The organism is Rhizobium phaseoli (genome assembly GCF_010668805.1).
In the GTDB taxonomy this organism is placed as follows: domain Bacteria; phylum Pseudomonadota; class Alphaproteobacteria; order Rhizobiales; family Rhizobiaceae; genus Rhizobium; species Rhizobium phaseoli_A.
This window is the reverse complement of sequence record NZ_WUFT01000026.1, coordinates 39,749-65,442: the sequence shown is the minus strand read 5'-3', so window position 1 is coordinate 65,442 and position 25,694 is coordinate 39,749. Positions and strand designations below refer to the sequence as shown.

Here is a 25,694-nt window from a genome sequence, read left to right as displayed (position 1 = left end):
TCTGGGGTGTCACATCCAAGGCTGTCGGTATCGACGGTCAATCCCTACCGTTCATGCATCGCGCTCTCGGCAACCTCGACGACAGGCGAGAACACATATTCAAGAATGCGGCGCCTTCCCGTTTTGATCTCGGCCGTGACAGCCATGCCAGGCGACAAATTGATCGTCTGTCCGTCGGCGACAATGGTGTTGTGTTCCGACTCGACGGTGATTGGGAAGACAAGGTTCTGGGTTCGGTCTGCCTGTCCGGTGATGCTGATGCCGGCGTCGGTGGTGCGTGCGGGGTCCGCCTCGATCTGCTGCGCATCGGGTTCAGGAATTGCATCCTTTGCGATGCGGGTGATGACTCCAGGAACAGTGCCGTAGCGTGTGAACGGAAAGGCTTCCAGTTTGACGCTCACAGCCTGGCCGGTGCGCACGAAGCCGATATCACCGTTGGGAAGATACGCCTCGATTCTGAGGGCGGGATCGGATGGCACGATCCGCATCAGTTGCGCGCCTGACGTCACAACCTGACTAATGGTGGTGACGGAGGAGTCCTGGATCACCCCTTCGATCGGACTTTTCAGCACGGTCTGGTCGAGTTCAGTCTGGGCCTGCTTGAGTTTCTGCTCCAGGTCATCTGCCTGTCTCGCGGCGTCGGCAAACTTTTGGAGATTGTCGGCGACAAAGGCTTCCCGAGTTTTTACGAAATCGCGGCGGAGCACCTCGAGCTGTGCTCTGGTATCGGCAAGTTCTCCGCGTTCTGATGTGAGCGTCACTTGCTCTGTCTTCACCTTTTCGAGCGTATCAAGCCAGTCACTCTTCGAGCCGGCCTGTTTGGCGACCAGAGTCTGGCTAATATCGGAGCGATCCTGGAGGGTGGCAATTAGTTCGGATTGCGCCGCCATCGTCGCGACGAGGTTTTCTGCTGCTGCCAGCTTTTGGGATATCCGAGCCTCGATGCTGGAAAGCTCCGAGCGCAACTGATTGAAATCGCCCCTTAATACGCTGTCTTCGCGTAACTGGATGGATCTCGGAATTAACGCATCCCATGCGATAGCGGGAGCCTCGATTGATGTGATGTTTGCCGGATCTATTCCGCGGACGGCATTAACAGCAATCTGCCGCCTTTCCATCTCGGCTCGGTACGTGGCAAGCGTGGCTTGGGTACCGGCGACTTGTGCCTGAAGCTCGCCGCCGTCGAGGGCGAGCAGGACCTCCCCTTGCGAGACCTTCATTCCGTTGATGACCGGCATGGACTTCACCTTTCCGGTCTGCAGTGGAGAGCCCACAGTCGGGCATAAAGACCGCCGGGCTTACCAAGGAGCTCGTCATGAGTGCCAGTCTCGACGATACGGCCGTTCGCCATGCCAACGGGAAAAACGGGGGCGAACCATAAGCGTCCGGGCGGCGGCAACGGCAACCGCCCACCTGCGGCGGCAACTGGCACAAGCGTGAAGGCTGTGCGCAGAACTGCGTCACCCGCCGAAGCATGCCAATCCCCCTTGTCTGTGATGGCGTCCTGACCCAGCGCCGGATCTTCGCGATCAACCCGTAAAGGGTCCGCCAGCAAGCTGCGGCCGCTTCGGATGGAGCCTCTCAAATGTCGCGCGATCTCACTCTCGCTCAGTCCCACGCCTTCCAGCTCTCTCGCGACCTGATGGTCCCGGTCACCCTCTTCGAGGTCGACGGCGAATACGGCGTCCTTCCCTCCGACGAGATCGCCGCTGACGACGATCTCGAGATCGTTCACGAATTTTTCCCCTGCCGGCTCATTGAGCCGGCCTTCTGCCTTCGGTGTACCGCTTGCGTGCTGCACGCCGCAAGGGAGGCTTCGCCGCGGCCGGCCAGATCATTGCATGATCCGACAATTGCCGATCGCGCCCTTGCAGCCTTTGCTCTTCGCGGCGGCAGGAAGTGCCCGCGAGGTGTGCGGCAATGAAAAAGAGAAAGGGACCGATCGCGTTGCGATCGGAATGGCGATGCAAAGAAAATCCATTGAAGAATTGAGGGAGAAGGTAAGTTGCGGCTCGGTGCTGGAACACGCCGGCTTTGCCGTCGATCTGAAAGAAAGCACGCGCCGCGCCGTGAAGTTCCGCCGCCGTGCCGAGATTATCATCGTCACGCATGAGGGCCGGGGCTGGTTCGATCCGCTCAGCGACGACAAGGGCGACGTCTTCACTCTGGTCGAGTACCTGGAGAATGTCGGCTTTGTTGAGGGGGTCAAGCGTGTTGCCGAGCTCGTCGGCTTCCGGCCGTCTGAACCTGAATGGCGCAACAGCGTGAAACCACGGCATGCCGAGACGAGGCTCAGTGATCGGTGGTCGCAGCGCAATCGGCCGCGGCCCGGATCAGGAACTTGGCGATACCTTTCCGAAACACGGTATCTTCCCACCGCCGTACTCCGCACAGCTCTGGCCTGGAACCGGCTCCGCGAAGGTCCCTGTGGCAGCATGTGGGCTGTTCATACCGATGACGCGGGAACCGTGCGCGGGTGGGAGGAGCGCGGTCCGGAATGGCGTGGGTTCGCTTCCGGGGGCACGAAAGTCCTCTTTCGCTTTGGGCCGGCTGAGGCGTTGCGGATCTGCGTGACAGAAGCCGCGATCGACGCGATGAGCCTCGCAGCCATCGAGGGCATTCGGGAGGACACGCTTTACCTTAGTACCGGCGGCGGCTGGTCGCCGAGCACGGATATGGCTTTGCGCGCGCTTGGCGCGGGGCCTGGTGTCAAGCTCATTGCGGCGACGGACGCAAACTCACAAGGAGAGACCTATGCCGCGCGCCTGCGCGCCCTCGCTGAGGACGTCGGCTGCGAATGGCAACGGCTGCGTCCGCCGGCTGACGACTGGAACGAGGCACTGCGACAAAGGGAAGTGGAGAAGAGGGAGAACACAAAAGAATGGAGAGGCGTGCCGCATGCGCGCCGTCCACGTCAAGGGAGGCTTCGCCCGGCGGAGCCGGCCCTTGACCCGGCCGATCGCGATGCCGGCGACGCGGGAGGGGTGATGAAGGACTGAAATGATGGTGAGGTCGGGAGGACAGCGCTGCACTTCGGTCCGCCAAATCTCCGAAGGAGCCGCAGATGAATCCCTCTCCCGCAATCCACAAAGTCTTCCAGGGCGTCGCTGATCGCCATCAGATGTTCCGGATGTTCGATCGGCATTCCCAGCTGCCAAACCGCTGGGAGGGTAACGCCACGTCGCTCTATGCCGGCGAATGGTTCGAAATCGGTGAGACCGAACATGACTACATGTTCGAGATCCTGCCGCCGTTGTGGATCAGGGGTTCCATGTTTGCCATGCGCGAATTCATGACCGGCTCCGTGACATCAGTGTTCTTCGCGCTCAGGATCGACGAGGCGATCCGCTATTTCCATGGCTATTGTGATCTTTCCGACAAGGCATTCGTCGAAACAATGCGCGTCGCCATCATCGAACGCGAATGCCGGCCGGTGCGGGCCATGACTCGCGAGGAGCGCCTGGAACACATCTGGAGCAGCACCGCGGATGCCTATCGCGGCTATGCCGGCGGTTGCCTGCCAGAGGTCGCGCGCGCGAAACGCACCATCCTGTTCTACGGCGGCAAAGCGGGCAGCGCCCTGAAGTCGCTCGACGATCTGACCGACGAGGAGATCGCGGCTAAGCTCCCGGTGCATCTTCGCTACCTTCCCGACGCGGTCGCGGCATGAACGAGAGGACGGCGATGCTTTCCTTCCATCCGGACTCGATGCAGCTCTCCCTCATCGAGAAGTCCTAGCAACGGAGCCACGGGGCCGTCCGCGGCTCGGCCCTTTACCCCTGAACCCTGAGCGCAATCCGATCTCCGCAGGTGCCTTCCCGCGGACCGATGACGCTCGCCATCTCCCGAGGAGAACTTCATGAGCAACGATCCTTTCACACTCGACATGTTCGGCAGCAGCGCACTGTCGTCGGGACTTGGTCTCGGCATCACCGCGTTCGGCGGCTTTGCGGGTGAGCCGGCAAACGATGACGACCCCGAACCGCCACCGTCCTCGCCTTCCCCGGCTGTCGCCGCCACAAAGCGTCCGGCGCCTGGCAAGCAGCGTGACCGGGCCAACTTTTATTTTGGTGGCACCGGCCGTGACCTTGCCGCGAGCTGGAAGGAACGGGCGCGCATGAACGTCGCGGCGATCCTGCTCGCTGGCGAAATCGAGAAGCAGGATCGACCGGCCACACGCGAGGAGCAGCGGAGGCTGATCCGCTTTACCGGTTTCGGCGCGTCGGAGCTGGCCAATGGCATGTTCCGCCGGCCGGGCGAGATCGACCTCCGTGAAGGTTGGGACGCACTTGGCGGCTCGCTCGAATCCGCTGTTGGCCAGGGCGACTATGCCTCGCTGGCCCGCTGCACCCAGTATGCGCATTTCACGCCCGAGTTCATTGTCCGGGCGATCTGGTTTGGTTTGCAGCGGCTTGGCTGGCGCGGCGGCCGGGTGCTGGAGCCTGGAATTGGGACGGGCTTGTTCCCGGCGCTGGTGCCGGAGGCGTTCCGCGAGAAGGCGCACGTCACCGGCGTTGAACTCGATCCAGTGACCACACGGATAGTCCGATTGCTTCAGCCTGCGGCGCGGATCATCAATTCGGACTTTGCACGCGCCGACCTCGGCGCCATCTATGATCTTGCCATCGGCAACCCACCCTTTTCCGACCGTGCCGTCCGATCGGACCGCCAGTACCGGGCGCTGGGTCTCAGGCTGCACGATTACTTCATTGCCAAATCGATCGACCTGTTGAAGCCGGGCGCGCTCGCCGCTTTCGTGACGAGCTCGGGAACGATGGACAAAGCCGACGCAACGGCGCGCGAGCATATCGCCAAGTCGGCCAACCTCGTCGCCGCGATCCGGCTGCCCGAAGGCAGTTTCCGGGCCGAGGCCGGAACCGATGTTGTCGTCGACATCCTCTTCTTCCACAAGCGCAAGGTCGCCGAGCCGGAAGGCGACGCCTCCTGGATCGATCTCGAAGAGGTCCGACCTGGCACCAACGATGAAGGCCCGATTCGTGTGAACCGCTGGTTCGCCGAGCACCCCGAATGTGTGCTCGGCCACCATGCCCTGACATCCGGCCCGTTTGGCGAGACTTATACCTGCCGGCCGTCCGCCGGGATGGACCTCGAGGCCGCGTTGAACGCGGCAATCGATCATCTGCCGGAAGACGTCTATGACGGCGAGCCTAGTGTCGTGGATCTTGAGCTCGAGAATGAGCTGGCCGAGATCGTCGATCTACGTCCAGACAACCGACAGATCCGGGAAGGCAGTTTCTTCGTCGATAACCGCATCGGCCTGATGCAGATGGTCGATGGTGCGCCCGTCCCGATCAAGGTCCGCAAGGGCCGCAATGCCGACGGCATTCCGGAAAAGCATGTCCGTATCGTCAAGAAGCTGATCCCGGTCCGCGATGCCGTCCGTGATGTGCTCAGGTGCCAAGAGATGGATCGGCCGTGGCGCGATCTGCAGGTGCGCCTGCGTATCGCCTGGTCGAGCTTCGTTCGTGACTTCGGTCCGATCAACCATACGACGGTCAGCATCGTGGAGGATGCCAAGACCGGCGAGGTGCGTGAAACACACTGGCAGCCGAACCTTCAGCCCTTCCGTGACGATCCCGATTGCTGGCTTGTGGCCTCGATCGAGGATTACGATCTCGATACCGACACCGCAAAGCCGGGACCGATCTTTTCCGAACGCGTGATCTCGTCCCCTGCCCCACCAGTTGTGACCAGTGCTGCCGATGCGCTGGCAGTGGTGCTCAACGAACGCGGTCGCGTCGACATCGAACATATCGCCGAACTGCTGCATAGGCATGTTGACGCTGTCATCGATGAACTCGGCGACGGGATCTTCCAAGATCCTTCCGACGGCTCCTGGCAGACCTCCGACGCTTACCTTTCCGGGCCGGTACGCACGAAGCTCGCAACGGCAGAAGCAGCAACGGCACTCGATGGCGCCTTCGATCGCAATGTTCGCGCGCTGCTGGCGGTCCAACCGGCCGATCTTCGCCCATCGGACATCACGGCCCGCCTCGGCGCACCGTGGATTCCTGCCTACGATGTCGTGGCCTTCATTAAGGAGACAATGGGCGCAGACATCAAGATCTATCATATGCCGGAACTTGGTTCGTGGACAGTCGAGGCGCGGCAGCTCGCATATACGGCCGCCGGGACCTCCGAATGGGGGACGAACCGCCGGCATGCTGGCGAGCTTCTTGCCGATGCACTGAACAGTCGCGTTCCGCAGATCTTCGACGTCTTTCAGGATGTCGGCGGCGAGCGGCGCATCCTGAACGTCGTCGATACCGAGGCGGCGCGCGAAAAGCTTCAGAAGCTGAAGAGCGAATTCGAACGCTGGGTCTGGACCGATCCCGACCGCACCGACCGTCTCGCCAGGGTCTATAATGAGCGCTTCAACAACATCGCGCCTCGGCGATTTGACGGCTCTCATCTGAAACTTCCCGGCGCCTCTGGCGCCTTTGTTCTTTATGGGCACCAGAAGCGTGGCATCTGGCGCGTCATCGCCGATGGTTCGACCTATCTCGCCCACGCCGTCGGGGCGGGTAAGACAATGACGATGGCAGCAAGCGTCATGGAACAGCGCCGACTCGGCCTGATCGCCAAGGCCATGCTGGTCGTTCCCGGCCATTGCCTGGCGCAGGCGGCGCGTGAGTTTCTCGCGCTCTACCCCAATGCCCGCATTCTCGTGGCGGATGAGACGAATTTCACGAAGGACAAGCGAGCGCGTTTCCTGTCGCGCGCCGCGACTGCGACCTGGGACGCGATCATCATCACTCACTCCGCGTTCAGGTTCATCGCCGTGCCATCGGCGTTCGAACAACAGATGATCCACAATGAACTGGAGCTCTATGAGGAGCTTCTGACGAAGGTCGACAGCGAGGACCGCGTCTCGCGGAAGCGCTTGGAACGATTGAAAGAGGGCCTGCAAGAGCGGCTTGAAGCGCTCTCGACCCGCAAGGACGACCTGCTGACCATCTCGGAAATCGGCATCGACCAGATCGTCATCGACGAGGCGCAAGAGTTCCGCAAACTGTCCTTCGCCACCAACATGTCGACGCTGAAGGGCATCGATCCGAACGGTTCTCAGCGCGCCTGGGACCTCTACGTCAAATCGCGTTTCATCGAAACGAGGAACCCTGGCCGTGCCTTGGTGCTCGCCTCGGGCACGCCGATTACCAACACGCTCGGCGAGATGTTCTCGATCCAGCGGCTTCTCGGGCATGAGGCATTGCGCGAGCGCGGGCTGCACGAATTCGATGCCTGGGCACTCTGCTTCGGGGACACGGTCACCGAGTTGGAAATCCAGCCCTCCGGCAAATACAAGCCGGTCAGCCGGTTCGCGAGCTTCGTCAACGTTCCGGAACTGATTGCCATGTTCCGAGCCTTCGCCGATGTCGTGCTGCCGGAGGATCTTCGCGAATATGTGAAGGTGCCGGCAATCTCCACCGGCCGCCGGCAGATCCTGACCGCCAAGCCCACACCGTCCTTCAAAGCCTACCAGCAGATGCTTGCGGCCCGAATCAAAGCGATCGAGATGCGCGAGGGGCCGCCGCAGCCGGGCGACGACATCCTGCTCTCCGTCATCACCGATGGCCGTCACGCCGCCATCGATCTCCGGTTGGTGATGCCGGCCAATGACAATGAGGAGAATAACAAGCTCAATCTCCTCGTCGGCAACGCTTTCCGCATCTGGCAGGAGACGGGCGAAAACACCTATCTTCGTCCGGACGGCAAGCTGTACGAGCTGGCCGGCGCCGCGCAGATGATCTTTTCCGATCTCGGAACCATCAACGTCGAGAAGACCCGCGGGTTCTCCGCTTATCGCTGGATCCGCGACGAGCTCGTCCGGCTCGGGGTTCCCGCCTCCGAAATCGCTTTCATGCAGGATTACAAGAAGACCGAGGCGAAGCAGCGGCTTTTCGCAGAAGTGCGCGCTGGCCGCGTGCGCGTCCTGATCGGGTCGTCGGAGACCATGGGGACCGGGGTCAATGCCCAACTTCGTCTGAAAGCGATGCATCATCTCGACGTGCCGTGGCTGCCATCTCACATCGAGCAGCGTGAGGGCCGTATCGTTCGACAGGGCAATCAGCACGATGAAGTTGATATTTTCGCCTATGCCACGGAAGGATCGCTCGATGCCTCGATGTGGCAGAACAATGAGCGCAAGGCCCGCTTTATCGCAGCCGCGCTCAGTGGCGACACCTCGATCCGCAGGCTTGAAGATCTCGGCGAGGGTCAGGCAAACCAGTTTGCCATGGCTAAAGCCATTGCCTCCGGCGATGAGAGGCTGATGCAGAAGGCTGGTCTCGAGGCAGACATCGCCCGCCTTGAGCGCTTACGCGCCGCGCACGACGATGACCTCTATGCCGTTCGCCGCCAGATCAGGGATGCCGAGCGCGATATCGAGGTCTCGACGCGTCGCGCCGGCGAAATTGCCAAGGACATCGAGCGCCTGGCTCCCACGACGGGCGATGCGTTCGCGATGACGGTGCCTGGCAAAGCCTATGCCGAGCGGAAGGACGCCGGCCGCGCACTGATGAAGGAGATCCTCACGCTCGTCCAGCTTCAGCAGGAGGGTGAGGTTCATCTCGCCTCCATCGGCGGCTTCGATCTCGTCTATGACGGTGAGCGCTTCGGTAAGAGTGACGGCTATCGCTACGCCACCATGCTCCAGCGCACGGGCGCCGATTACGAGATTGATCTTGCTGTGACGGTCACGCCGCTCGGTGCCATTTCCCGCCTCGAGCACGCACTCGGCGGCTTTGAGGAAGAGCGGGAGCGCTATCGCCTTCGCTTGGAAGAGTCGCATCGGCGGCTCGCATCCTACCGCTCGCGCGAGGGTGGTAGCTTCGCATTCGCCGGCGAGCTAGCGGAGAAACGCCGCCAACTCCGTGAGGTCGACGAAGCCCTCGCGGCGGCCGTGAGGCGGGAAGCCGAGACCATGACGGAGGCGGCATGACACGCAGGGCGCTCGGTTTTGCAAGCAACGCAGCATTCGCATAGCTGCATTGCACAATAAATGTTTTCCATCTGATCAAAAAGTGATCATGCTGCTCACAGCTGATGCACATGGCGGTTTCCTCCCAGTGCCGCTGCACCAGCTGTTCCCCTCTGGAGGTTAATTGACCTTCACACTTCATGGGCCGCGGCTTTCCGCTGGCCCATTTTTTTTGCCTCAGACCTAGCGCTGTTAATTGGCTCGTGCCTCGCAGGCATGGCGTGGTCGGTCGACCTGGCTCCCTCCCCAAGATGAAAATGAGACGAAGGGGAGAAACGGGAAAAGAGAAACCGATCGCAGATCGGTCCTCCCGCCACCGCTTCGCTCAACCGACGCCTCCGCCATCCCGGCCACTCGTCCTTCGCAAGGCGTGCGTTGCCCGCCCCGCTTGTCCTTCGCAGCAGGGATGCTCGGCCGCAGTTGCGCCAGTCCGGCCGACCAGCGGTCCGGAAGGTGTCTTCGGGAAAAAGAAGACACGAGAAGGACCGGCAGAGCGCCGCGTCCCAGCCCAAAATGGAGCTTCCCATGCGTCATATGCAAGTTGACCCGCGCGCCCTGAAGGACAATCCTGACAAAACGCGCCAGACAAAGTCCACCCCGCAGGCCGATGCACTGCTGCTTGCCACCATCAAGGCGGTCGGGATCATCGTACCGCCACTGGTCTACCCCGAACCTGACGGTGGCAACGGTTTCATCATTGAATCCGGTCATCGTCGCAAGCGGCAGGCGATAGCAGCCGAACTTGAAAAGATCGACGTACTCGTCGTCGAAGCGGCGAACGACAATGGTGTCATGCGATCCATGGTCGAGAACATCGCGCGCGAGCCACTCAACCCCGTCGATCAATGGCGTGGTATCGAACGCCTCGTCGCGCTCGGCTGGAGCGAGGAAGCAATCGCGATGGCGCTTGCGCTTCCCGTTCGCCAGATTCGCAAGCTGCGGCTTCTTGCCAACGTGTTCCCGGCCATGCTCGACCAGATGGCGCTTGGCGACATGCCGAACGAGCAGCAACTCCGTGTCATTGCCGCTGCAAGTGTCGATGAGCAAAAGGAGGTCTGGAAGGCCAACAAGCCGAAGAAGGGCGATACGACGTCCTGGTGGTCGATCGCCAATGCGCTGAACAAGAAGCGCATATACGCCAAGGACGCGAGCTTCGGCGATGACCTCGCCGCGGCCTACGGCATCGAATGGGTAGAGGACCTGTTCGCGCAGGGGGATGAGGACAACCGCTACACCACCAATGTCGAGGGTGTTGATTTCCACTGAGAGCTGACCCGGCGGGGGTGCGGACGAAAACTTGGACTGTTTCATAAGATCAGGCCGAGACTTTTTCGATACTCGACCGGGCTGAGTGATCCCAGCGATATTTTGATGCGCCTTTCATTATACCAGCGGATGTAGGCGTCCACCTCGGCGACGAACTGCTCGATCGTGATGGCCTTCCAGTCTCGTGGATAGAAGAGCTCTGTTTTCAGGCGGCCGAAGAAGCCTTCGCACGCGGCATTGTCCTGCGAACATCCCTTTCGGGACATAGAGCGGACCAGCTGCGCATTGCTGATCCTGTTGAGCCAGCCAGGCCAACGATAATGGGCTCCGCGATCGGAATGGATGACTGGCCGTTCATCTCCGTCGGTTACGGTCCCGATGGCTGCATCCAGCATGGTATTGACGAGACCCGCATCTGGTTGGGTTCCGATTGACCAACTGATGACCATGCCGTCAAAGCAGTCGATGATGGGGGAAAGGTACACCTTGCCGGCGGGGATCTGGAACTCGGTGATGTCTGTGAGCCACTTTAGGTTCGGCGCTTTTGCATGGAAGTCGCGATTGATTATGTTCTCGGGCGCTGGACTGATCTCTCCCAGATAGGATCCGAACCGCCGTCGACGTGGTCTGGGAACGACCAACTGCTCCTGCTTCATCAATCGCTGGACAACCTTTTCCGAGACTAAAACGCTTTGTCTGGCCAGCGACGCCTGAAGTCGCCGATAACCGTAGCAACGACGGTTCGCTTCAAAGATTTCCGCCAAGCTGAGTCGCACGGCGGCATACTTGTCTGCCAGACACATGCGGGCGCGATGATAGAAATAGGAGCTTCGGGCAATTCGAAGCTGGGCGAGCAGCTCAGGCAAGCGATAAACTTCCTTTAGGGCGTCAATCAGCTGTGTCTTCTCCCGATTACTCAGGATCTGCAGATCGACGCCCAGGTCTTTTTTTATGAGTTCGTTGGCCTTCTTCAGGAGATCGTGTTCAAGTTGCAACTGGCGGACATCACGCTGGAGTGCTTCAAGCTGTCGCTCGAGCTCTTCACGTTCAGGCATCTTGGGGCTGGCTTTGCGGCGTTTCATGGATGATGGGGCCTCATGATCGAGAAGCTGGTCCTTCCAGCTGTACAATGTCGGCCTTGAGACGCCCAGTCGGTCAGCTACCTGTTGGGCGGTTTCATCTCCACTTAATAGTCCAATGACCCCCGCTTGCCGGACTTCCTCGGAGTAGCCCGGATGCCAGGATCGACCGACCATCGATGTTCGCATCTCGGGAAACGCCTCACGAACCCATGCGGTTAGAGTTCCTCGACCGGGATAGCCGAGCGCCCTCATCGTCGCGGAGATGCAACGATCATGGGTGCGAAAGTGCTCAAGCGCCGCCTGCCTCTGAGCCTCGGAATATTTTGGCGCGCGAGCTACCGCCTGAAAACGTAAGTCGAGATTCTCGACGTACTCGCGGTACCAGCCCCTCAGGGCATTCTTTGTGGGATAGCCCAACTGCCGAATGGTTGCATTGAGCCGCTTTCCCAGCCGGATATAGAGCTCAACGGCTTGAAGTCTGTCTGCGTAGGAATACATGAACTACCTCCTTGGTGGTCCAAGTTTTCGTCCGCACCCCCGCCGGGTCAGCTCTCAGTGGAAATCAACATGCGGTCGATGTATTGCTTCTGCACCACCGCATCCGGCGTGATCGAGCGAAAGCTCGTGACGAAGTTACCGAGTGTGGCGCGCACCACGCGGACATCGGCATACTCGATCTGCTCCGGAAAGCCTGCCGTGACTGCGGTTCCGAGCTTGTCGACCTCGACGATGTAAGGCACGAGCCTCACTTGCGTGCTCAGATACATCGCGTAGCTGAAGCCGATGACGGCCATGACCAGGCTGAGGACACCAACAATGCGCCATGCGGCTGCGGCCTTGACATAGGAGCCATAGCGTTCGCTCCATTCCTGGCGGGCGGCAAGATACGGGTTTTCCGGGGCGCGGTTCGCTGCCATTTATTCTTCCCTTGTCTCGATTATGGTTTGTCGTTGCGTTCGGGAGGAGGTTTCGGTCCGCTATGACCGGCGCGCTGTTCATCGAGCTTCGCATTGGCCAGTCCGAGAATGGACCCGGCATAAGCGCCGGGAGAGCCGATTGCCTTTTCCTTCGCGGCAGCTCCGGCTGCTTGCGCGCCGGAAGAGAAGCTCGCGCCCACGCCGCGAAGAGCAGCACCTGCAACGGATGAACCGCCAGCTCGTGCGGCTTGAGCCGCCGCAAACCCCGCGCCGGCAGCGCCGGCGGCGAGGAAGCCAGCACCGGCCGCAAAAGACGCCACTTGCCCGCCGTGGCGGATCGCTTCCATTCCTCCGGACACCGATGCGCCCTGGACAACGCCCTGGATGATGTTCGGGACATACATGGCGATGATGAAGACGACGACGGAGATACCGGCGATGGCCAAGGTCGTGACGAACTGATCGGACGACGCGGTGGGCGCTTGGGCAAGGCCAAGCAGGACGTTCGATCCGATCTTGGCGATCATCACTAAGGCCATCAGCTTCATGCCGACGCCGAAGGCATAGACGAGGTAGCGAATGGCAAAGTCCTTCGTGAAGGAAGAGCCGCCCAGTCCGAGCATGATCATGCCGGCGAGCAGGCCGACATACATCTCAACCATGACCGACACGAAAATCGCTGCGACCAGTGAGAAGCAGATAACGACGATGCCCATCGCCAACACCGCCGCGATCGCAAGCGCATTGTCTTCGAACACCCCGAACTGTGCCTGCTCCGACATCTGCGAGGCGACCCGGATGCCTGCATCGAACACTTCCGCGGGCGACGCTGAACCAGCACCGGCGCCAATCTGGAAAAGACTGTCAACCACCGCTCGCGCAAAGGTCGGACCTTGGGTCAGAACGAATGCGAAGAACCCGATGAACATGATCCGCCGCACCAGTTCGGCGAACCAGCTGTCCAGCGAGGCCGATTGGATCGCCAGCCAGACGGCCGCAATTCCGATCTCGATCGTTGCGAGAATCCAGAATAGGGATTTCGCCGCCTCCATGATGGTGGTCTCCCACCCCTTCGCAGCGGAGGAGACCTGATTTTCCAGTTCCGTGAGGACCTGCCCCTCCTGCGCGAATGCGGGAACAGCATAGGCAAGGAAAAAGAGACCTGTAATCAGGAAAGAACGCGCAACAGTTACCTTCACCATCTCGGGCGCATCTCCTGGCCTTCCTTGATCGGCGGCAGATCCTTGTCGGAGCCGAAGAATTTTTCCCGGACGGCGCGCTTCTCCTCGGTGAGCGCAGGTATTCCGGTGTTTCGGGAATTGACGATCAGCACTGTCGCTGCAGACGATGCAGCGGCGACAGCCAACAGCAAGGCAATCAGAACGGAGCGGCTCACCATCGCGGTTCCATTTTCTGGCCTTCCGGAACGCTTTTGACCTCGGCGTTGAAGAACTTTTCCCGCCGCGCCTGCGCCAGGTCTTTGTCGGTCTGTTCCGTCTGAAGCCAGGTTCCCATCATTGTCATCTGTTGGGAGACGAGACCGCGAAGCTTCTGCATTTGTGCGACCTGTTGCGCTGCGATCTCGTGCCCGACCTGCAGAGCCTTCATCTGCCCGTCAGCTGTTTCGGACATCGACCGCAGCGAGGACATCGTGTCTTCCTCGCTATCGAACTGGTCGGCCGTGAGGCTCGCCGCTTTCAGCGAGCTGGCGATCGTGTCGCGGTTGGTGTTCGACCAGGACTGGTAGGTCGAGGAGAACGTCGCGTTGTCAGGCAAATTCGTCTTGAGATCGGCATAACTCTGAAACCGCTGCTGAAGAACGTCATCCGCATTCCCCATCGAAAAGGCGATGCCCTGTCCCTGGTCGACGATGCTGCGCAACTGGTTGAGATCGCTTTCGACCTGACCCCAGACATGGTCAGGAAGCTGCGCAGTGTTTTGCACCATGTTCTCGTAGATCTTCAGCTGGTTCTGGATCTGCTCTGCAAGCTGGCTGATCTGAGTCAGCTGATTGTCGACCTGGATGCCGGAGCTTTTCATGAGATCTACGAGCTGCGCATTGTTGGCGAGCTGCGTCCATTCCGTCGCAGCGCCGGTGGCTGTCCCGGCTTGCACCGGACCTGCGGTTACGATCGTGAGCGTGGCGGCCGCTAGGCATGCAAACCATCTATACGTACTTGAGTAGCGATGCGGCATCGTGAACTCCTCTCGTTTCAAGCCAGTGGATCGGCCAGTCGCGGCCATGTTCGGATTTCAGTGCGCGGATGCGTTTGAGGTCCTCTTTGCCCGACGCGCCGACAAAGCTCAGCGCGACTGGCCCAAGCGACATGTTGAAGAGCCGCCGGCCTTCTGACGTGGCGACGTAGTATTCGCGCTTCGGCATGGCGGTAGCGACGATCTCGATCTGCCGCTCGTTGAAGCCGATGCGCTCGTAGAATTCACGCGTCCCCGACTCGCGGGCGGCGCCGTTCGGAAGGCAAATCTTGGTAGGGCAGGATTCCTTCAGCACGTCGATAATCCCGGATCGTTCTGCATCGGAGATTGATTGGGTCGCGAGAACGACGGCGCAATTCGCCTTGCGGAGCACCTTGAGCCACTCGCGAATCTTGTCGCGGAATACAGGGTGGCCGAGCATCAGCCACGCCTCGTCGAGCACGATCAGGCTCGGCGACCCATCCAAACGTTTTTCGATCCGGCGGAACAGGTAGGTCAGCACTGGCACGAGATTGCGCTCGCCCATATTCATCAGCTGCTCGATCTCGAAGGTCTGGAAGGCGCCGAGTGTGAGGCCGTCCTCTTCCGCATCGAGGAGCTGGCCCATTGGGCCATCGACGGTATAGTGATGCAGCGCGTCCTTGATCTCGCGAAGCTGCACGCCACTGACGAAATCCGAGAGCGAGCGACCGGATGCACTCGCCATCAGGCCGATCTGCCGAGAGATGGCGTTGCGATGATCTGGGGTGATGGTGACGCCCTGCAGGCCGACCAGCATCTCGATCCATTCCGTCGCCCAAGCCCGGTCGGCATCACTTTTAAGTTCGGACAATGGGCAAAAGGCCAACGCCCTCCCCTCTTCGGCATTGTCGCCGCCGATCTCATAGTGATCGCCGCCGGCTGCGAGCGTCAGGGGCAGAAGTGAACTGCCTTTGTCAAAGGCGAAGATCTGCGCATTTTCGTACCGGCGAAACTGCGCAGCGATCAGAGCCAGAAGCGTCGACTTACCCGAACCGGTCGGACCGAAGATCAGTGTGTGGCCGACATCATCGACATGCAGGTTCAGACGGAACGCCGTCGATCCGCTCGCAACCTGCATCAAGGGCGGGGCATTCGGTGGGTAAAACGGGCATGGGGAGATCGGGCTTCCGGACCAGACCGAGTTCAGCGGGATCAAGTCGGCGAGATTGCTGGTGTTGATCAGCGGCTCACGGATGTTGCAATACCAGTTGCCCGGCAGGCTGCCGAGATAGGCGTCAGTGGCGTTGAGCGTTTCAATCCGCGCCCCGAAACCTTCCGCCTGGATCAGCCGGCGGACCGCTTCCGCTTTCTCCTGGAGTGCCTCGCGATCGCTGTCGAACAGCACGACGACTGGCGTGTAATAGCCATAAGCAACCAGCTGCGACGAGGCCTGCGCGATCGCATCCTCAGTCTCGACCACCATGCTCATGGCGTCCTGATCCACTGACCGGCTTTGTGTCTGGAATATCTGGTCGAAGAACGGCCGGACCTTTTGCTGCCACTTCTTGCGGGTGCGTTCGAGCTTTTGCCGGGCCTCCTCGGCATCAAGGAAAATGAAACGCGATGACCACCGATAGGTCAGCGGCATCAGGTCTAGGCTGTTCAGAATACCGGGCCAGCTTTCGGCCGGCAGACCGTCGATCGCAACGACGCCGAGGAAACGGTTTTCGACCTTTGGCGTCAGTCCGTGCTCAAGCTCCGCAGTGGCGATCCAGTCGAGATACATGGGAACATCGGGAAGGCGGATTGGATGGCTTTCCCCGGTGGTGCAGAACCGCGCGAACTGCAGCAGCTCGTCGTATCGGGCGATTCGCTCCCCTCCCCTTTCGACCGTTTCGCGGGTTTCCATTCGCCGGATCGAAAGAGTGTTGGCAAAATACTGCTCAAGCTCTCGCACCGCGTTCTTGAACACGAAGAGCACCGTGTCCGCGTAGGACTTCTTCCGACTTTCCTCGTCCGAATAGATGTATTTGCTGAGAGCAGTCTTCTTGGACTCGAGGGGCCGGTAGGTCAGGATTAGCGCATGCTTGCTCTCGAAATGCCCCTGCTCGCGCGCGAAATGCGCCCGACGCTCGGCATCGATTGCGAGGGTTACCGGGTCGGGGAAATGGCATCGATCTTCTGATGGATAGTCGACTGTCGGAATACGGATGGCCTCGACCTGGATCATCCAGCCGCTTCCGAGCCGAGACAGAACGGCATTGATCTGCCTCGACAGCTCGTTGCGCTCGAGGTCGGTCGCGCTTTCGGAGTCCGGGCCAGCGAAGTACCAGCCGGCCATCAGGCTTCCGTCCTTCAGGAGGAGGACACCATTGTCGACCAGGCCGGCATAAGGAACGAGATCGGCGAAGGACGGGCCGGTCACCCGGAAGCGTTTGAGAGCTACCATGGCCGCCTTCTCAGTACCGTCGCCACGGCGAAGTGGTCGCCTTGTAATAGGGCTTGTAGGAAATGTGCCTGATATAGACTTGCCGCATCAGTGGGTCGGACTTCGCCATCATCCTGAGCAGCCCAACGATCACGACCCAGACAGCGACGCCGAAGAGTGCCGAATAGGCCGTAAGCACGACGAAGATCAGGATCACGGCCGCAAGGCCGGTGATCAGAACCAGCTCCCGGTCGGCGCCCATCAGCAGGTTCGGGCGCGACAGCGCGCGGTGGATGCGATTGCGCCGCAGGCCGGAAAGGGATTCAGCCATGATCTCCCTCCCCTCCTCCGTTCGCACCAATTGACGTGATCTGCGCGTCGGTTAGCCCGATCGAAGCGCCGGTCGCACCGAACAGGCCGACGATGTTGGTAGCGCCGAGCAGGATGCCGGCGACGAGAACGACATACACAAGGCGCCGCGCGAAATCGTTGAGCTCGCCGCCGAAGATGAGCATGCCGCCGGCAATGGCCACGGCTGCAAGCGCAATCGCACCCGCGACCGGGCCGGTTATCGACTCCTGGATCTGCTGCAGTGGCCCCTCCCATGGGAGGCTGCCGCCGGAACTGGCGAGCGTCGGCGCGACAGAGGCAAGTACGATTGGCGCCGCCCAGAGCGCGGCGGCGATGAGGGCAGGCTTACGCGACATGGCGCGCCTCCTGTTCTTCGGTGAGCTGATCGGATTCAATCTCGTACTGTCCGTTGATGAACCGCTCGACTTGGATGATGTCGCGAACAAGCCGCCCGCGCGGCGTCCGCTCGATCGAAATGACCAGGTCGACCGCTTCCCCGATCACTTCGTGCATCGGTTGCTGGCTTGCTTCGGCCGTCAGTTGCTCAAGGCGACGAAGCGCCGACATGGCGGTGTTCGAGTGAATGGTCGCCACGCCGCCCGGGTGACCGGTGTTCCAGGCCTTGAGCAATGTCAGGGCTGCGCCGTCGCGGACCTCGCCAACGACGATCCTGTCGGGGCGCAAGCGCATGGTGCTCTTCAAGAGCCGGGCCATGTCGATCGAATCGCTGGTATGGAGGAGAACGGCGTTTTCTGCCGCGCACTGGATTTCCGCGGTGTCCTCAAGAATGACGAGACGATCCTCCGGCGCAGACTTGACGATCTCGTCGATCACCGCATTCGCAAGCGTCGTCTTGCCCGAGCCCGTTCCCCCGGAAATGACGATGTTTAGCCTCGCGGAGATCGCGCTGCGGATCGTGGAGGCTTGGTACTCCGTCATCACGCCGCTACGGACATAGTCTTCGAGCGGAATGAGGCGCGATGCTCGGCGTCGAATTGTGAAGGCAGGCTTGGCGACGACGGGGGGCAACAGTCCCTCGAAGCGGTGGCCGCCGATCGGCAGCTCGCCGGAGATGATCGGCTGTTCCGTGTCCACTTCGGATTGAAGCGCATGCGCCACGGTACCGATCACCATCTCCGCGGCAGCAGACGACATCTCGCCAGCGGGCACAACGCCGTGACCAAGTCGTTCAATGAACAACTTTCCGTCCGGATTGAGCATAATTTCGACGACAGTCGCGTCGTCCAGGGCAACACAAAGCTGATCGCCGAGCGCCTCCTGAAGTTTGCGGACAAGCCGGGGATGAGAGCGAAGCTGGTTCACGGATTTCTCCTTACGCTGCCTGGCTGAGAGGGCTGAGTTCAGAACGGTAATTGGAAGGACGGAGCCCGAGGAACGTCTCCGCATTGGCGGGCAGTGTGCCCGCCACGGCCATCGTCACGCCGATCTTCTTCGGCTTGCCCAAACGATGCAGCGGCCATCCGACGCGGCCAAGGATGCGCTCGAACCGAAGATCGGTTACGGTGACAATCTCGGTGTAGCCATTCGCGAAGCACCATTCGATGATGCCGGCGAACATGGTCAGCGTGGCCTCATGGACCGAGCCGTCCCCCCTCCCCTCAGCGAGAGCCGTGTCAACGCAGAAACGGGAACTCTCGACCATCGAAGGATGGGCGCTGAGACGGCCATTCGGCAATAGCGATGGAAATACGCCCGTCACCATTGTGGGCCCCATGGCCGGGAGAAGTCGGGCGCATCCCGCGATGGCGCCCTTGTCCGTTGTTGTCACAATGTAGGTGGGAAGAAGTTCGTCAAATTCATCTCGTTCCCCGCCGTCTCGAACGGTGACGTCCCAGCCAAGCCGTTCCCCGAAAACTCGGGCCCGAAGTTTGTGTTGACCGTCAACGAGCTGTCTTTCGTGCTCGGATTTGGGGATTGCAACGACCGATGCCAGCATATGCGATTCTCCGACGTTAAGTGCCGTCGGGTATTGAGCACAGATTGGAATCAGCGGGCAGTTGTAGGATTCAACATGCACGTTGCGAGGTGAGTCGCTGATATTTGAGGGTGTGGCACTACGGGAGCTCCCGAATCTCCTTGCAGTTACACTGTTCGGATTTGTAGGATTCACAGGAGAACAATCCGGGATCAAGGAGCCGGAGATCTGAGGCTAACTCCCGGAGCAAAAAAGATAAAATCCGAATAGTTTGGTGCAGATTGTCCCCGGTCGTTAACCTTCTGTTAACCCTAAACTTCTGGACCAGTTCGGAGAATCGTGTTCTATCTTTAGCGGGCAATGGCCGGAAAACCGGTAGAAAGCCGCCAAGAGGGACAGATGGCGATAGCAAACCGAGTAGAAGCAGTGGTTGGCTCGAAGGAAGATGCCGGCAGCAAAATCATGCGCCATGCCGGGCTTCTGTCCGGGCAATTGCAGCAGCTCAGAACTCGCATGTATCCGCCGAAATCGGAAAAGACCCTGCGTCCCTTTCTGACCAACGAAGTGTCGAAGCTGACGTCTATACCCGATTCCACCCTGAAGCTCATGTCCACCGAAGGACGTGGACCGGTTCCCAGCAGGCTGGAAAATAACCATCGCGTCTACACGCTGGCCCAGATCAATGAAATGCGTGAATTGTTCGCGATGCAGAAACCTGCAGACGCCTTACGGTTCCTTCCTCGTCGTCGTGCCGGCGAGCACCTCCAGGTTCTTGCGATAGCCAACTTCAAGGGCGGCAGCGCAAAGACGACAACCTGCGTCCACCTTGCCCACTATCTCGCCCTTCATGGGTATCGCGTCCTCGCACTCGATCTGGATCCGCAAGCATCCTTGTCCGCATTGTTCGGTGCTCAGCCGGAAGTTGATGTCGGGTCGAATGAAACGATCTATGCCGCTTTGCGTTACGACGACGCCGAGCGTCGACCCATCCGCGATATAATTCGCAAGACATATTTTGACGGCATCGATCTCATTCCTGGCAATCTTGAAGTCATGGAGTATGAGCACGAAACGCCACGGATCTTGGCGAACAAGTCCGGCTCCGGCGCAATCTTCTTTGAGCGACTGAAACTCGCCCTTTCGGAAGTCGAGGCGGACTACGACATCGTGATTCTTGACACTCCGCCGTCGCTCGGCTTCCTCACGTTGAGCGCGATATACGCCGCGACCAGCATGATCATTACGGTCCACCCGGCCATGCTGGACGTCGCGTCAATGAGTCAGTTCCTTCTCATGATGGGCGATCTGATTAGTGTTCTGAACGAGAGCGGCGCTCAGTTGGACCAGGACTTCATTCGGTATCTGGTTACTCGACACGACCCCAATGACGCGCCACAGTCGCAAGTCGTCGCGATGCTTCGGCACCTGTTCGGCTCCGACGTATTATTGCCCACCGCCATTGAAAGCACCGCCGTTGAAGCAGCCGGCTTGGCAAAACGTTCGGTATACGAGCTCGAATTGGGGCAGATTGGACGCGATACTCACAAGCGTGCCCGCGAGGCGGTAGATGCTGTGAACGAGGCGATTGTTCGCCTCGTCAATGAGAGCTGGGGGCGGACATGAGCAAATCCCCTCGCAAGTCGATTGTCGCCAGCTTCGGGTTGCTTTCCGCAGAGCTGGAGAGTGATCAGGCTGCGGATCAAGAGCAGCCGTCGCAGGCCCCTGCCCCGGTTCCCGGAAATCGTGTCGGAGCAGGTGTGATCGGTGCTGCTCACCGAGCAATCGACGACATTCGAACGGAGCGAGACCGCTTGAAGGCTATCGTGGAGTCGGGCGGTGGTGCGGTTCGCGAGTTGGATCCGTCGCTCATTGATCCTTCCCCTTATCCGGACAGACTGCCGGACGATGACGCAACGAGCTTCGAGGCGTTCAAGCGGTCGATCGAGACTGAGGGGCAACAGGTTCCCGTCCAGGTGCGCAAACACCCGTCGTCACCCGATCGGTACCAGATTGTCTACGGTCACCGGCGCTGGCTTGCTGCCAAGCAGATAGGTAAGCCCGTTCGAGCCATCGAGGTCGAGATTTCTGACCTCGATCTAGTTCTTGCCCAAGGCATCGAAAACGCGGGTCGCCAAGACCTCACCTGGATCGAGCGCGCGCTATTTGCCTCCCGAATGGATGATGCGGGGATCAAGCCTCGGCACATCTACGCTGCGCTTTCGATCGAGGACGCCGAACTGGCTCGGATGCGAAATGTCTACAGGATCATTCCCGCGGACATCATTGAGGCCATTGGGCGGGCGCCGAAGATCGGGCGGCCGCGTTGGCTCGATCTTGCCAAGACGGTTGCCGGTGACTCGGGAACGCTCGATGCTCTACGGGCGGCGCTGGTTAAGAAGGGCGATGCGGTTGAGACGTCCGATCAAAGGTTTCAGCGCGCGCTGAACGCCATCAAGCCAGCATCGACTGCTCGTCGGGAGCCAAGCCCGATTACAGACAAGAGCGGAACGAAGCTCGGCGCTTTGGTGGTGTCTTTGAAAGAGGTTCGAATTTCGGCCGAGGGATCACTAGGGATCGAGTTTTTGAAGTTTGTTAAGGCGGAGCTCCCAGAGCTTACGGAGCGCTTTGCCCGCCTGCGAGAAGACGACAAACCCTGACAGTTGTCAGGGTTTGGAGGTGAAGGAAAGGAAGAACTGCAAAAGAAAAAGGCCCCCCAAACGTTGCCGTCGTGGAAGCCTCTCTCAATGTGTGACAACTAGAGAATCGCATTTCCCCGAATCCCAGTCAAGAGTCTTTGGCACCGTAATTTGGTGAGCAGGTTTCTTTTGCCTTTTTGAAGGTGAAGAAGATGCAGATTGGAAGCGTGACGACGCCCTTTGGGCGGCGGCCGATGACGCTTGCCTTGGTGAGGCGGCAAATCGAAACGAGTGAGATCAAGCCAGGCAAGACAGCGGATAAATGGAAGGTCTTTCGGGATGCTTCCGAAGCCAGGGAGTTGCTTGGATTGCACGATCGCAGCCTAGCGGTCCTCGACGCACTGCTGAGCTTTTATCCGGACAAGGAATTGCGTCAAGATGCGCAGCTCATTGTATTCCCGTCCAACGCGCAGTTGGCGCTTCGAGCTCACGGTATAGCCGGCGCCACGCTTCGCAGACATCTAGCCCTTCTCGTTGAGGCGGGACTAATTGTGCGGAAGGACAGCGCGAATGGAAAGCGGTACGCCCGGAAGGATAAGGCGGGTGCAATCGATAGCGCATTTGGCTTCGATCTGTCACCGCTGCTCATGCGAGTGGATGAGCTTGCCATGATGGCGCAACACGTCGTTGCCGATCGTTTTGCCCTTCGCCGGGCGAAGGAAAATTTGACGATATGCCGGCGCGACGTTCGAAAGCTCATCTCTGCCGCGATCGAGGAAGGTGCATCGGGCAACTGGGAAAGCATCGAAGCGATGTACATTGGCCTCGTAGCCAGGATTCCGCGCTCTCCGACCCTCAGTGACGTGAATTCAATTCTGGACGAAATACAGATTTTGCATCAGGAGATCGTCAACACCCTGGAAATGCAACAAAAAGACGAAAATATCAGCATCAATGATGATCACAGTGAGCGTCACATACAGAATTCAAAACCCGAATCCATCAATGAACTTGAACCTAGCTCCAGAAATGAGCCGGGCGAAAAGGGGGTGGATGCTGATCGAACGCAGCGGGAGCCAGTCCGGAATTTTCCGCTTGGCATGGTAATTCGAGCTTGCCCTGAGATCGCGATGTATGGGCCGGGTGGTTCGGTCGGGAATTGGCGCGAAATGATGATTGCAGCAGTGGTCGCCCGATCGATGCTTGGCGTCAGCCCGTCGGCCTACCAAGAGGCTTGCGACGTTATGGGGCCGGAAAATGCGGCGACGGTGATTGCTTGTATCCTCGAGCGGGCAGGGCACATCAACTCGCCGGGGGGGTATCTCCGAGATCTTACACGCAAGGCGGAACGGGGAGAATTTTCACTCGGACCGATGCTGATGGCGCTCCTGAGTGTGGCTGGCGAGAAGGGGCGCAAGGCAGGATGAACTATGATGGGAATTTGCCACTAGGTAAAAACCCTGACAGCTGTCAGGGTTTCGTGGGCGGAGCCGGATTGCCGAATTGAATCCCGATGGTGGCGCTGTTGAGAGCAAACGGCTGCTGTCGTCGGTAGCCACCAGGTTCCGTGTTCCAACTTCAGAAGGTACTGGATGGCATTGCCGCATGCGAGGCGGGGCTTGTGAACACCAGGAAGTTTCAGGGGCTTCGTCAAATGGCGCGCGGATAGTGTCTCACCATGTGATCACTGCACACCACTGGCAGCAAGGCAGCTATTGATCTGTTAAACGTCAGCCGCGGGCGACACCGATTACATTGTCGCTATCCAGGTCAGGCGACGGCAGGACGAAACCGCCATTCTGGCGAGATTGGGCCGAGTTTCGACCAGCACGATCCACAAAAGGTTGCGTTGATGCGCCGTTGGTGAGACTTTACACATCTGCCCGACCGAGAAGTTATCCCCGACCGATGACCAACAACCGGAACGCTTACCTTTCGCTGATGAGCGTTTTGACCGACGAAGTCCCCTGCTCGCCGGCGTTGCCGCTGATGCATTGCACGAAGAGCGAATATTTCTTCGACATGATATCGCAAGGGGCGCTCGCCAAACGCCAATGTCGCGTTTTCAATGAGGAACTTGTTTACCTCTTCTACGGGCGACCCTCATATCGGCCGTACCGGCAAGAAGAGAACACCAGTCTTGCCGCATTTCGGCCCGTCGCGCTTATATTCCGGCCGGATCTGGAAATCCCGATCAAGAGAATCTACCCCTTCGATACGGGGGCCTTTTTTGAAGGGCTGTATGCCCAGTATATTCCGGGAAATGCCAACCTCGCCAATTTTGAAATTGCCCCAAGCCTCGAGCACGCCTCACGCTCCGTGTCGCTCTTCTTCCAGTCGAACAAGAATTACTATCGAGGCCGGGCAGCCAATACCGTTGCGGCACCACCAACGAATCTCACAATCTCATCGTTGCTGGGAATGTTTCGGGCACAGGGTCTCTCCAAAGTCGACGACCGTAAGTCGGCAATCGAGATCCAAAGTTCGGAGACGGTTGTGTTGGATGCAACGTCGGTGATGGCTGTTTGCATGCCTGGAGATTATTGCGAAGACGAAGCGCTTTACAGCCTGCTCACCGAGGACTGGGGCGCCGACATCGTTGAGTATGATATCTACCACGATAGCCCTATTCACGACATCCGCGAGGTTATGGCGCGAGTGAAGGACTATCTGGAAAGGAAGGGACTTCTGTGAATGTCGATGGAAACTTCAGGTTATCTGGCCTGTTGCCGATCCGGGAGTCGGCGCCCTGCTTTGCAACGCCACTATTCGTGCTCGAGGGATCGAACGAAGAGTTCATTCAGGACATCGATCGGGATCTGAATCTTTTGGGGTTGCTTAACCCGGAGCTTCCAACCGTTCCGCCTCCGTTTCGCGAAATCCCAGGCCACAGGGTGCGCTTTGCAGGAAAGCCATATCTCGCTTTTCTCACTCTCGGGCCGGATATCATCTTCGGCACCGCCAATGACGTCGCTGACCGTCTTCGCAATGAGTGGATAAGGCTGGCCAGTTTCCCTTTCGTCCAGAAGAGTGTTGCGAGATTCCTCGAGGACCCGGAACTTGAGGCCAAGGCTCAGCTCAACATCGCGCTCAGGAAAGAGAGGGCGAGGGCACGTGATTCCGGACTACTGGATGTCAGAACCATAGTCCTCTCCAGAACGGTGACGAGGCTGACGCCATGGATGCCGGATGGAGCGCTTTTGGATAGGGACGGACCTGCCGAGCTTGAAGAACTTGCGGGTCGCATTGGGAGCGACGCCGATGGTGGGGAGCGCGATCTCATTTTTGAGGCGCCGCCTGAGGAGCGAAGGACGCTACAACACCTTCTGGCTGCACCGTTTCGGAATACGGCTCCCACGGGCAGCCAGTTCGCTCCGCCAAGATTGGGAGCATTCTATGCATCAACCACGATTGAAGGGGCTGCCGCTGAGATTGGGTTCTTTCTTGCTCAGTTCGCCGGGTTCCTAGATGAGCGGATGAGCACAAGCAGGACGTACCTCATAAGCGAATGGGATATCGCGGGTGAATTCGTGGATCTGCGTCATCGCCCAATCGACAGAACGGACTGGCTCGAGTCGCAAAACCTAGGCGAAAAGTTGAGGCTCGCCGGCAAACGTGGAATTCTCTATGCATCGCCGTTTCACGGGTCGTCTGAGTCGCTCTGCCTCTTCGATCCGACGACAGTGAAGGCTGGACGCCTTCGTGGACGACTGACTGCCAGCGTGGATTCGAATGGTCGCTTGGGTTTTTCGATCCAGCACTGATGATCCGCGGACGGCTCCTCCTGATAGCCGGATTTCAGCCTCTCATCGGTGGACTCGATCCTGGCAGACAGTCCCCAGTCTCTCTGCTGAATGGTATCGCGCGCGCTGCAGTCCTTGAACGGCGCAAACGACATCAGT

19 protein-coding genes and 2 pseudogenes are annotated in these 25,694 nt (G+C 59.6%); 9 read left to right on the top strand and 12 right to left on the bottom strand.

Annotation, left to right across the window (positions count from 1 at the left end; all coding sequences use genetic code 11):
- Nucleotides 1-44 precede the first annotated feature (44 nt).
- Together GR197_RS28465 and GR197_RS28460 are read right to left on the bottom strand one after the other, a co-directional pair.
- Nucleotides 45-1,238, bottom strand: a complete 1,194-nt coding sequence (locus tag GR197_RS28465) for an HlyD family type I secretion periplasmic adaptor subunit (protein WP_130663795.1) — start codon at nucleotides 1,236-1,238, stop codon at nucleotides 45-47.
- A gap of 5 nt (nucleotides 1,239-1,243) precedes the next feature.
- On the bottom strand, nucleotides 1,244-1,735 hold the full coding sequence (locus GR197_RS28460; protein WP_164015679.1) for a hypothetical protein: 492 nt from the start codon (nucleotides 1,733-1,735) through the stop codon (nucleotides 1,244-1,246).
- 229 nt (nucleotides 1,736-1,964) lie between these two features.
- Here GR197_RS28460 and GR197_RS28455 point away from each other — a divergent pair, with 229 nt between their 5' ends.
- The 4 genes and pseudogenes from GR197_RS28455 to GR197_RS28440 all read left to right on the top strand — a co-directional run.
- Nucleotides 1,965-2,999, top strand: coding sequence for a DUF3991 and toprim domain-containing protein (locus GR197_RS28455; RefSeq protein ID WP_130663794.1), 1,035 nt, complete (start codon nucleotides 1,965-1,967; stop codon nucleotides 2,997-2,999).
- A 65-nt stretch (nucleotides 3,000-3,064) separates the two neighbouring features.
- Nucleotides 3,065-3,670: a DUF1419 domain-containing protein gene (locus tag GR197_RS28450; protein ID WP_164015677.1), complete on the top strand. Its 606-nt coding sequence runs from the start codon at nucleotides 3,065-3,067 to the stop codon at nucleotides 3,668-3,670.
- Nucleotides 3,671-3,859: 189 nt separating this feature from the next.
- Nucleotides 3,860-8,962, top strand: coding sequence for a DEAD/DEAH box helicase family protein (locus tag GR197_RS28445; protein ID WP_130680784.1), 5,103 nt, complete (start codon nucleotides 3,860-3,862; stop codon nucleotides 8,960-8,962).
- A 564-nt stretch (nucleotides 8,963-9,526) separates the two neighbouring features.
- Nucleotides 9,527-10,249: pseudogene (locus GR197_RS28440) on the top strand (ParB/RepB/Spo0J family partition protein); the annotation flags it as partial.
- Nucleotides 10,250-10,308: 59 nt separating this feature from the next.
- Here GR197_RS28440 and GR197_RS28435 read toward each other — a convergent pair.
- From GR197_RS28435 to traI, 10 genes and pseudogenes are all read right to left on the bottom strand, one after another.
- Nucleotides 10,309-11,847 carry an IS3 family transposase gene (locus GR197_RS28435; RefSeq protein WP_164015674.1) on the bottom strand — a complete coding sequence of 513 codons (1,539 nt, stop codon included), beginning with the start codon at nucleotides 11,845-11,847 and terminating at the stop codon, nucleotides 10,309-10,311.
- Nucleotides 11,848-11,918: 71 nt separating this feature from the next.
- Nucleotides 11,919-12,266 (bottom strand): annotated as a pseudogene (locus GR197_RS28430) (VirB8/TrbF family protein); the annotation flags it as partial.
- Nucleotides 12,267-12,286: 20 nt separating this feature from the next.
- Nucleotides 12,287-13,468, bottom strand: coding sequence for a P-type conjugative transfer protein TrbL (gene trbL / locus GR197_RS28425; RefSeq protein ID WP_130738438.1), 1,182 nt, complete (start codon nucleotides 13,466-13,468; stop codon nucleotides 12,287-12,289).
- Entirely contained in the window at nucleotides 13,462-13,665 is a 204-nt protein-coding gene (gene trbK / locus GR197_RS28420) for an entry exclusion protein TrbK (protein WP_204330439.1), read from the bottom strand. Before trbK ends, trbL begins: the two co-directional genes overlap by 7 nt.
- Nucleotides 13,659-14,462 carry a P-type conjugative transfer protein TrbJ gene (gene trbJ / locus GR197_RS28415; protein WP_128408799.1) on the bottom strand — a complete coding sequence of 268 codons (804 nt, stop codon included), beginning with the start codon at nucleotides 14,460-14,462 and terminating at the stop codon, nucleotides 13,659-13,661. The genes trbK and trbJ overlap by 7 nt, the downstream gene beginning before the upstream one ends.
- On the bottom strand, nucleotides 14,434-16,890 hold the full coding sequence (locus tag GR197_RS28410; protein WP_164015671.1) for a conjugal transfer protein TrbE: 2,457 nt from the start codon (nucleotides 16,888-16,890) through the stop codon (nucleotides 14,434-14,436). Before GR197_RS28410 ends, trbJ begins: the two co-directional genes overlap by 29 nt.
- Nucleotides 16,891-16,900: 10 nt before the next feature.
- Nucleotides 16,901-17,200 carry a conjugal transfer protein TrbD gene (locus GR197_RS28405; RefSeq protein ID WP_027681723.1) on the bottom strand — a complete coding sequence of 100 codons (300 nt, stop codon included), beginning with the start codon at nucleotides 17,198-17,200 and terminating at the stop codon, nucleotides 16,901-16,903.
- Complete coding sequence (locus tag GR197_RS28400; RefSeq protein ID WP_130738436.1) at nucleotides 17,193-17,576, bottom strand: TrbC/VirB2 family protein; 384 nt, start codon at nucleotides 17,574-17,576, stop codon at nucleotides 17,193-17,195. Before GR197_RS28400 ends, GR197_RS28405 begins: the two co-directional genes overlap by 8 nt.
- Nucleotides 17,566-18,543: a P-type conjugative transfer ATPase TrbB gene (gene trbB / locus GR197_RS28395; protein WP_130738435.1), complete on the bottom strand. Its 978-nt coding sequence runs from the start codon at nucleotides 18,541-18,543 to the stop codon at nucleotides 17,566-17,568. Before trbB ends, GR197_RS28400 begins: the two co-directional genes overlap by 11 nt.
- 10 nt (nucleotides 18,544-18,553) lie before the next feature.
- Entirely contained in the window at nucleotides 18,554-19,177 is a 624-nt protein-coding gene (traI, locus tag GR197_RS28390) for an acyl-homoserine-lactone synthase TraI (RefSeq protein ID WP_130738472.1), read from the bottom strand.
- Between the two features lie 378 nt (nucleotides 19,178-19,555).
- Here traI and repA point away from each other — a divergent pair, with 378 nt between their 5' ends.
- The 5 genes from repA (at nucleotide 19,556) to GR197_RS32810 (ending at nucleotide 25,556) form a co-directional block, all read left to right on the top strand.
- The gene (gene repA, locus GR197_RS28385) at nucleotides 19,556-20,779 is read left to right on the top strand and encodes a plasmid partitioning protein RepA (protein ID WP_032999097.1); all 1,224 of its coding nucleotides are present in this window, start codon (nucleotides 19,556-19,558) and stop codon (nucleotides 20,777-20,779) included.
- The gene (gene repB, locus GR197_RS28380) at nucleotides 20,776-21,813 is read left to right on the top strand and encodes a plasmid partitioning protein RepB (protein ID WP_130738471.1); all 1,038 of its coding nucleotides are present in this window, start codon (nucleotides 20,776-20,778) and stop codon (nucleotides 21,811-21,813) included. Before repA ends, repB begins: the two co-directional genes overlap by 4 nt.
- Nucleotides 21,814-22,004: 191 nt before the next feature.
- Nucleotides 22,005-23,219 (top strand): plasmid replication protein RepC, encoded by a 1,215-nt coding sequence (gene repC, locus GR197_RS28375; RefSeq protein WP_130738470.1) that lies wholly within the window; start codon nucleotides 22,005-22,007, stop codon nucleotides 23,217-23,219.
- Between the two features lie 481 nt (nucleotides 23,220-23,700).
- The gene (locus GR197_RS28370) at nucleotides 23,701-24,486 is read left to right on the top strand and encodes a hypothetical protein (RefSeq protein WP_130738469.1); all 786 of its coding nucleotides are present in this window, start codon (nucleotides 23,701-23,703) and stop codon (nucleotides 24,484-24,486) included.
- Nucleotides 24,483-25,556: an RES family NAD+ phosphorylase gene (locus GR197_RS32810; RefSeq protein ID WP_130738468.1), complete on the top strand. Its 1,074-nt coding sequence runs from the start codon at nucleotides 24,483-24,485 to the stop codon at nucleotides 25,554-25,556. The genes GR197_RS28370 and GR197_RS32810 overlap by 4 nt, the downstream gene beginning before the upstream one ends.
- Nucleotides 25,557-25,694 lie beyond the last annotated feature (138 nt).

What these genes read in the sequence shown, in the direction of transcription:
- GR197_RS28465 (WP_130663795.1), bottom strand. Translation starts at nt 1,238, where the DNA reads ATGCCGGTCATCAACGGAATGAAGGTCTCGCAAGGGGAGGTCCTGCTC.
- GR197_RS28455 (WP_130663794.1), top strand. Translation starts at nt 1,965, where the DNA reads ATGCAAAGAAAATCCATTGAAGAATTGAGGGAGAAGGTAAGTTGCGGC.
- GR197_RS28450 (WP_164015677.1), top strand. Translation starts at nt 3,065, where the DNA reads ATGAATCCCTCTCCCGCAATCCACAAAGTCTTCCAGGGCGTCGCTGAT.
- GR197_RS28445 (WP_130680784.1), top strand. Translation starts at nt 3,860, where the DNA reads ATGAGCAACGATCCTTTCACACTCGACATGTTCGGCAGCAGCGCACTG.
- GR197_RS28435 (WP_164015674.1), bottom strand. Translation starts at nt 11,847, where the DNA reads ATGTATTCCTACGCAGACAGACTTCAAGCCGTTGAGCTCTATATCCGG.
- trbL (WP_130738438.1), bottom strand. Translation starts at nt 13,468, where the DNA reads ATGGTGAAGGTAACTGTTGCGCGTTCTTTCCTGATTACAGGTCTCTTT.
- trbK (WP_204330439.1), bottom strand. Translation starts at nt 13,665, where the DNA reads ATGGTGAGCCGCTCCGTTCTGATTGCCTTGCTGTTGGCTGTCGCCGCT.
- trbJ (WP_128408799.1), bottom strand. Translation starts at nt 14,462, where the DNA reads ATGCCGCATCGCTACTCAAGTACGTATAGATGGTTTGCATGCCTAGCG.
- GR197_RS28410 (WP_164015671.1), bottom strand. Translation starts at nt 16,890, where the DNA reads ATGGTAGCTCTCAAACGCTTCCGGGTGACCGGCCCGTCCTTCGCCGAT.
- GR197_RS28405 (WP_027681723.1), bottom strand. Translation starts at nt 17,200, where the DNA reads ATGGCTGAATCCCTTTCCGGCCTGCGGCGCAATCGCATCCACCGCGCG.
- GR197_RS28400 (WP_130738436.1), bottom strand. Translation starts at nt 17,576, where the DNA reads ATGTCGCGTAAGCCTGCCCTCATCGCCGCCGCGCTCTGGGCGGCGCCA.
- traI (WP_130738472.1), bottom strand. Translation starts at nt 19,177, where the DNA reads ATGCTGGCATCGGTCGTTGCAATCCCCAAATCCGAGCACGAAAGACAG.
- repA (WP_032999097.1), top strand. Translation starts at nt 19,556, where the DNA reads ATGGCGATAGCAAACCGAGTAGAAGCAGTGGTTGGCTCGAAGGAAGAT.
- repB (WP_130738471.1), top strand. Translation starts at nt 20,776, where the DNA reads ATGAGCAAATCCCCTCGCAAGTCGATTGTCGCCAGCTTCGGGTTGCTT.
- repC (WP_130738470.1), top strand. Translation starts at nt 22,005, where the DNA reads ATGCAGATTGGAAGCGTGACGACGCCCTTTGGGCGGCGGCCGATGACG.
- GR197_RS28370 (WP_130738469.1), top strand. Translation starts at nt 23,701, where the DNA reads ATGACCAACAACCGGAACGCTTACCTTTCGCTGATGAGCGTTTTGACC.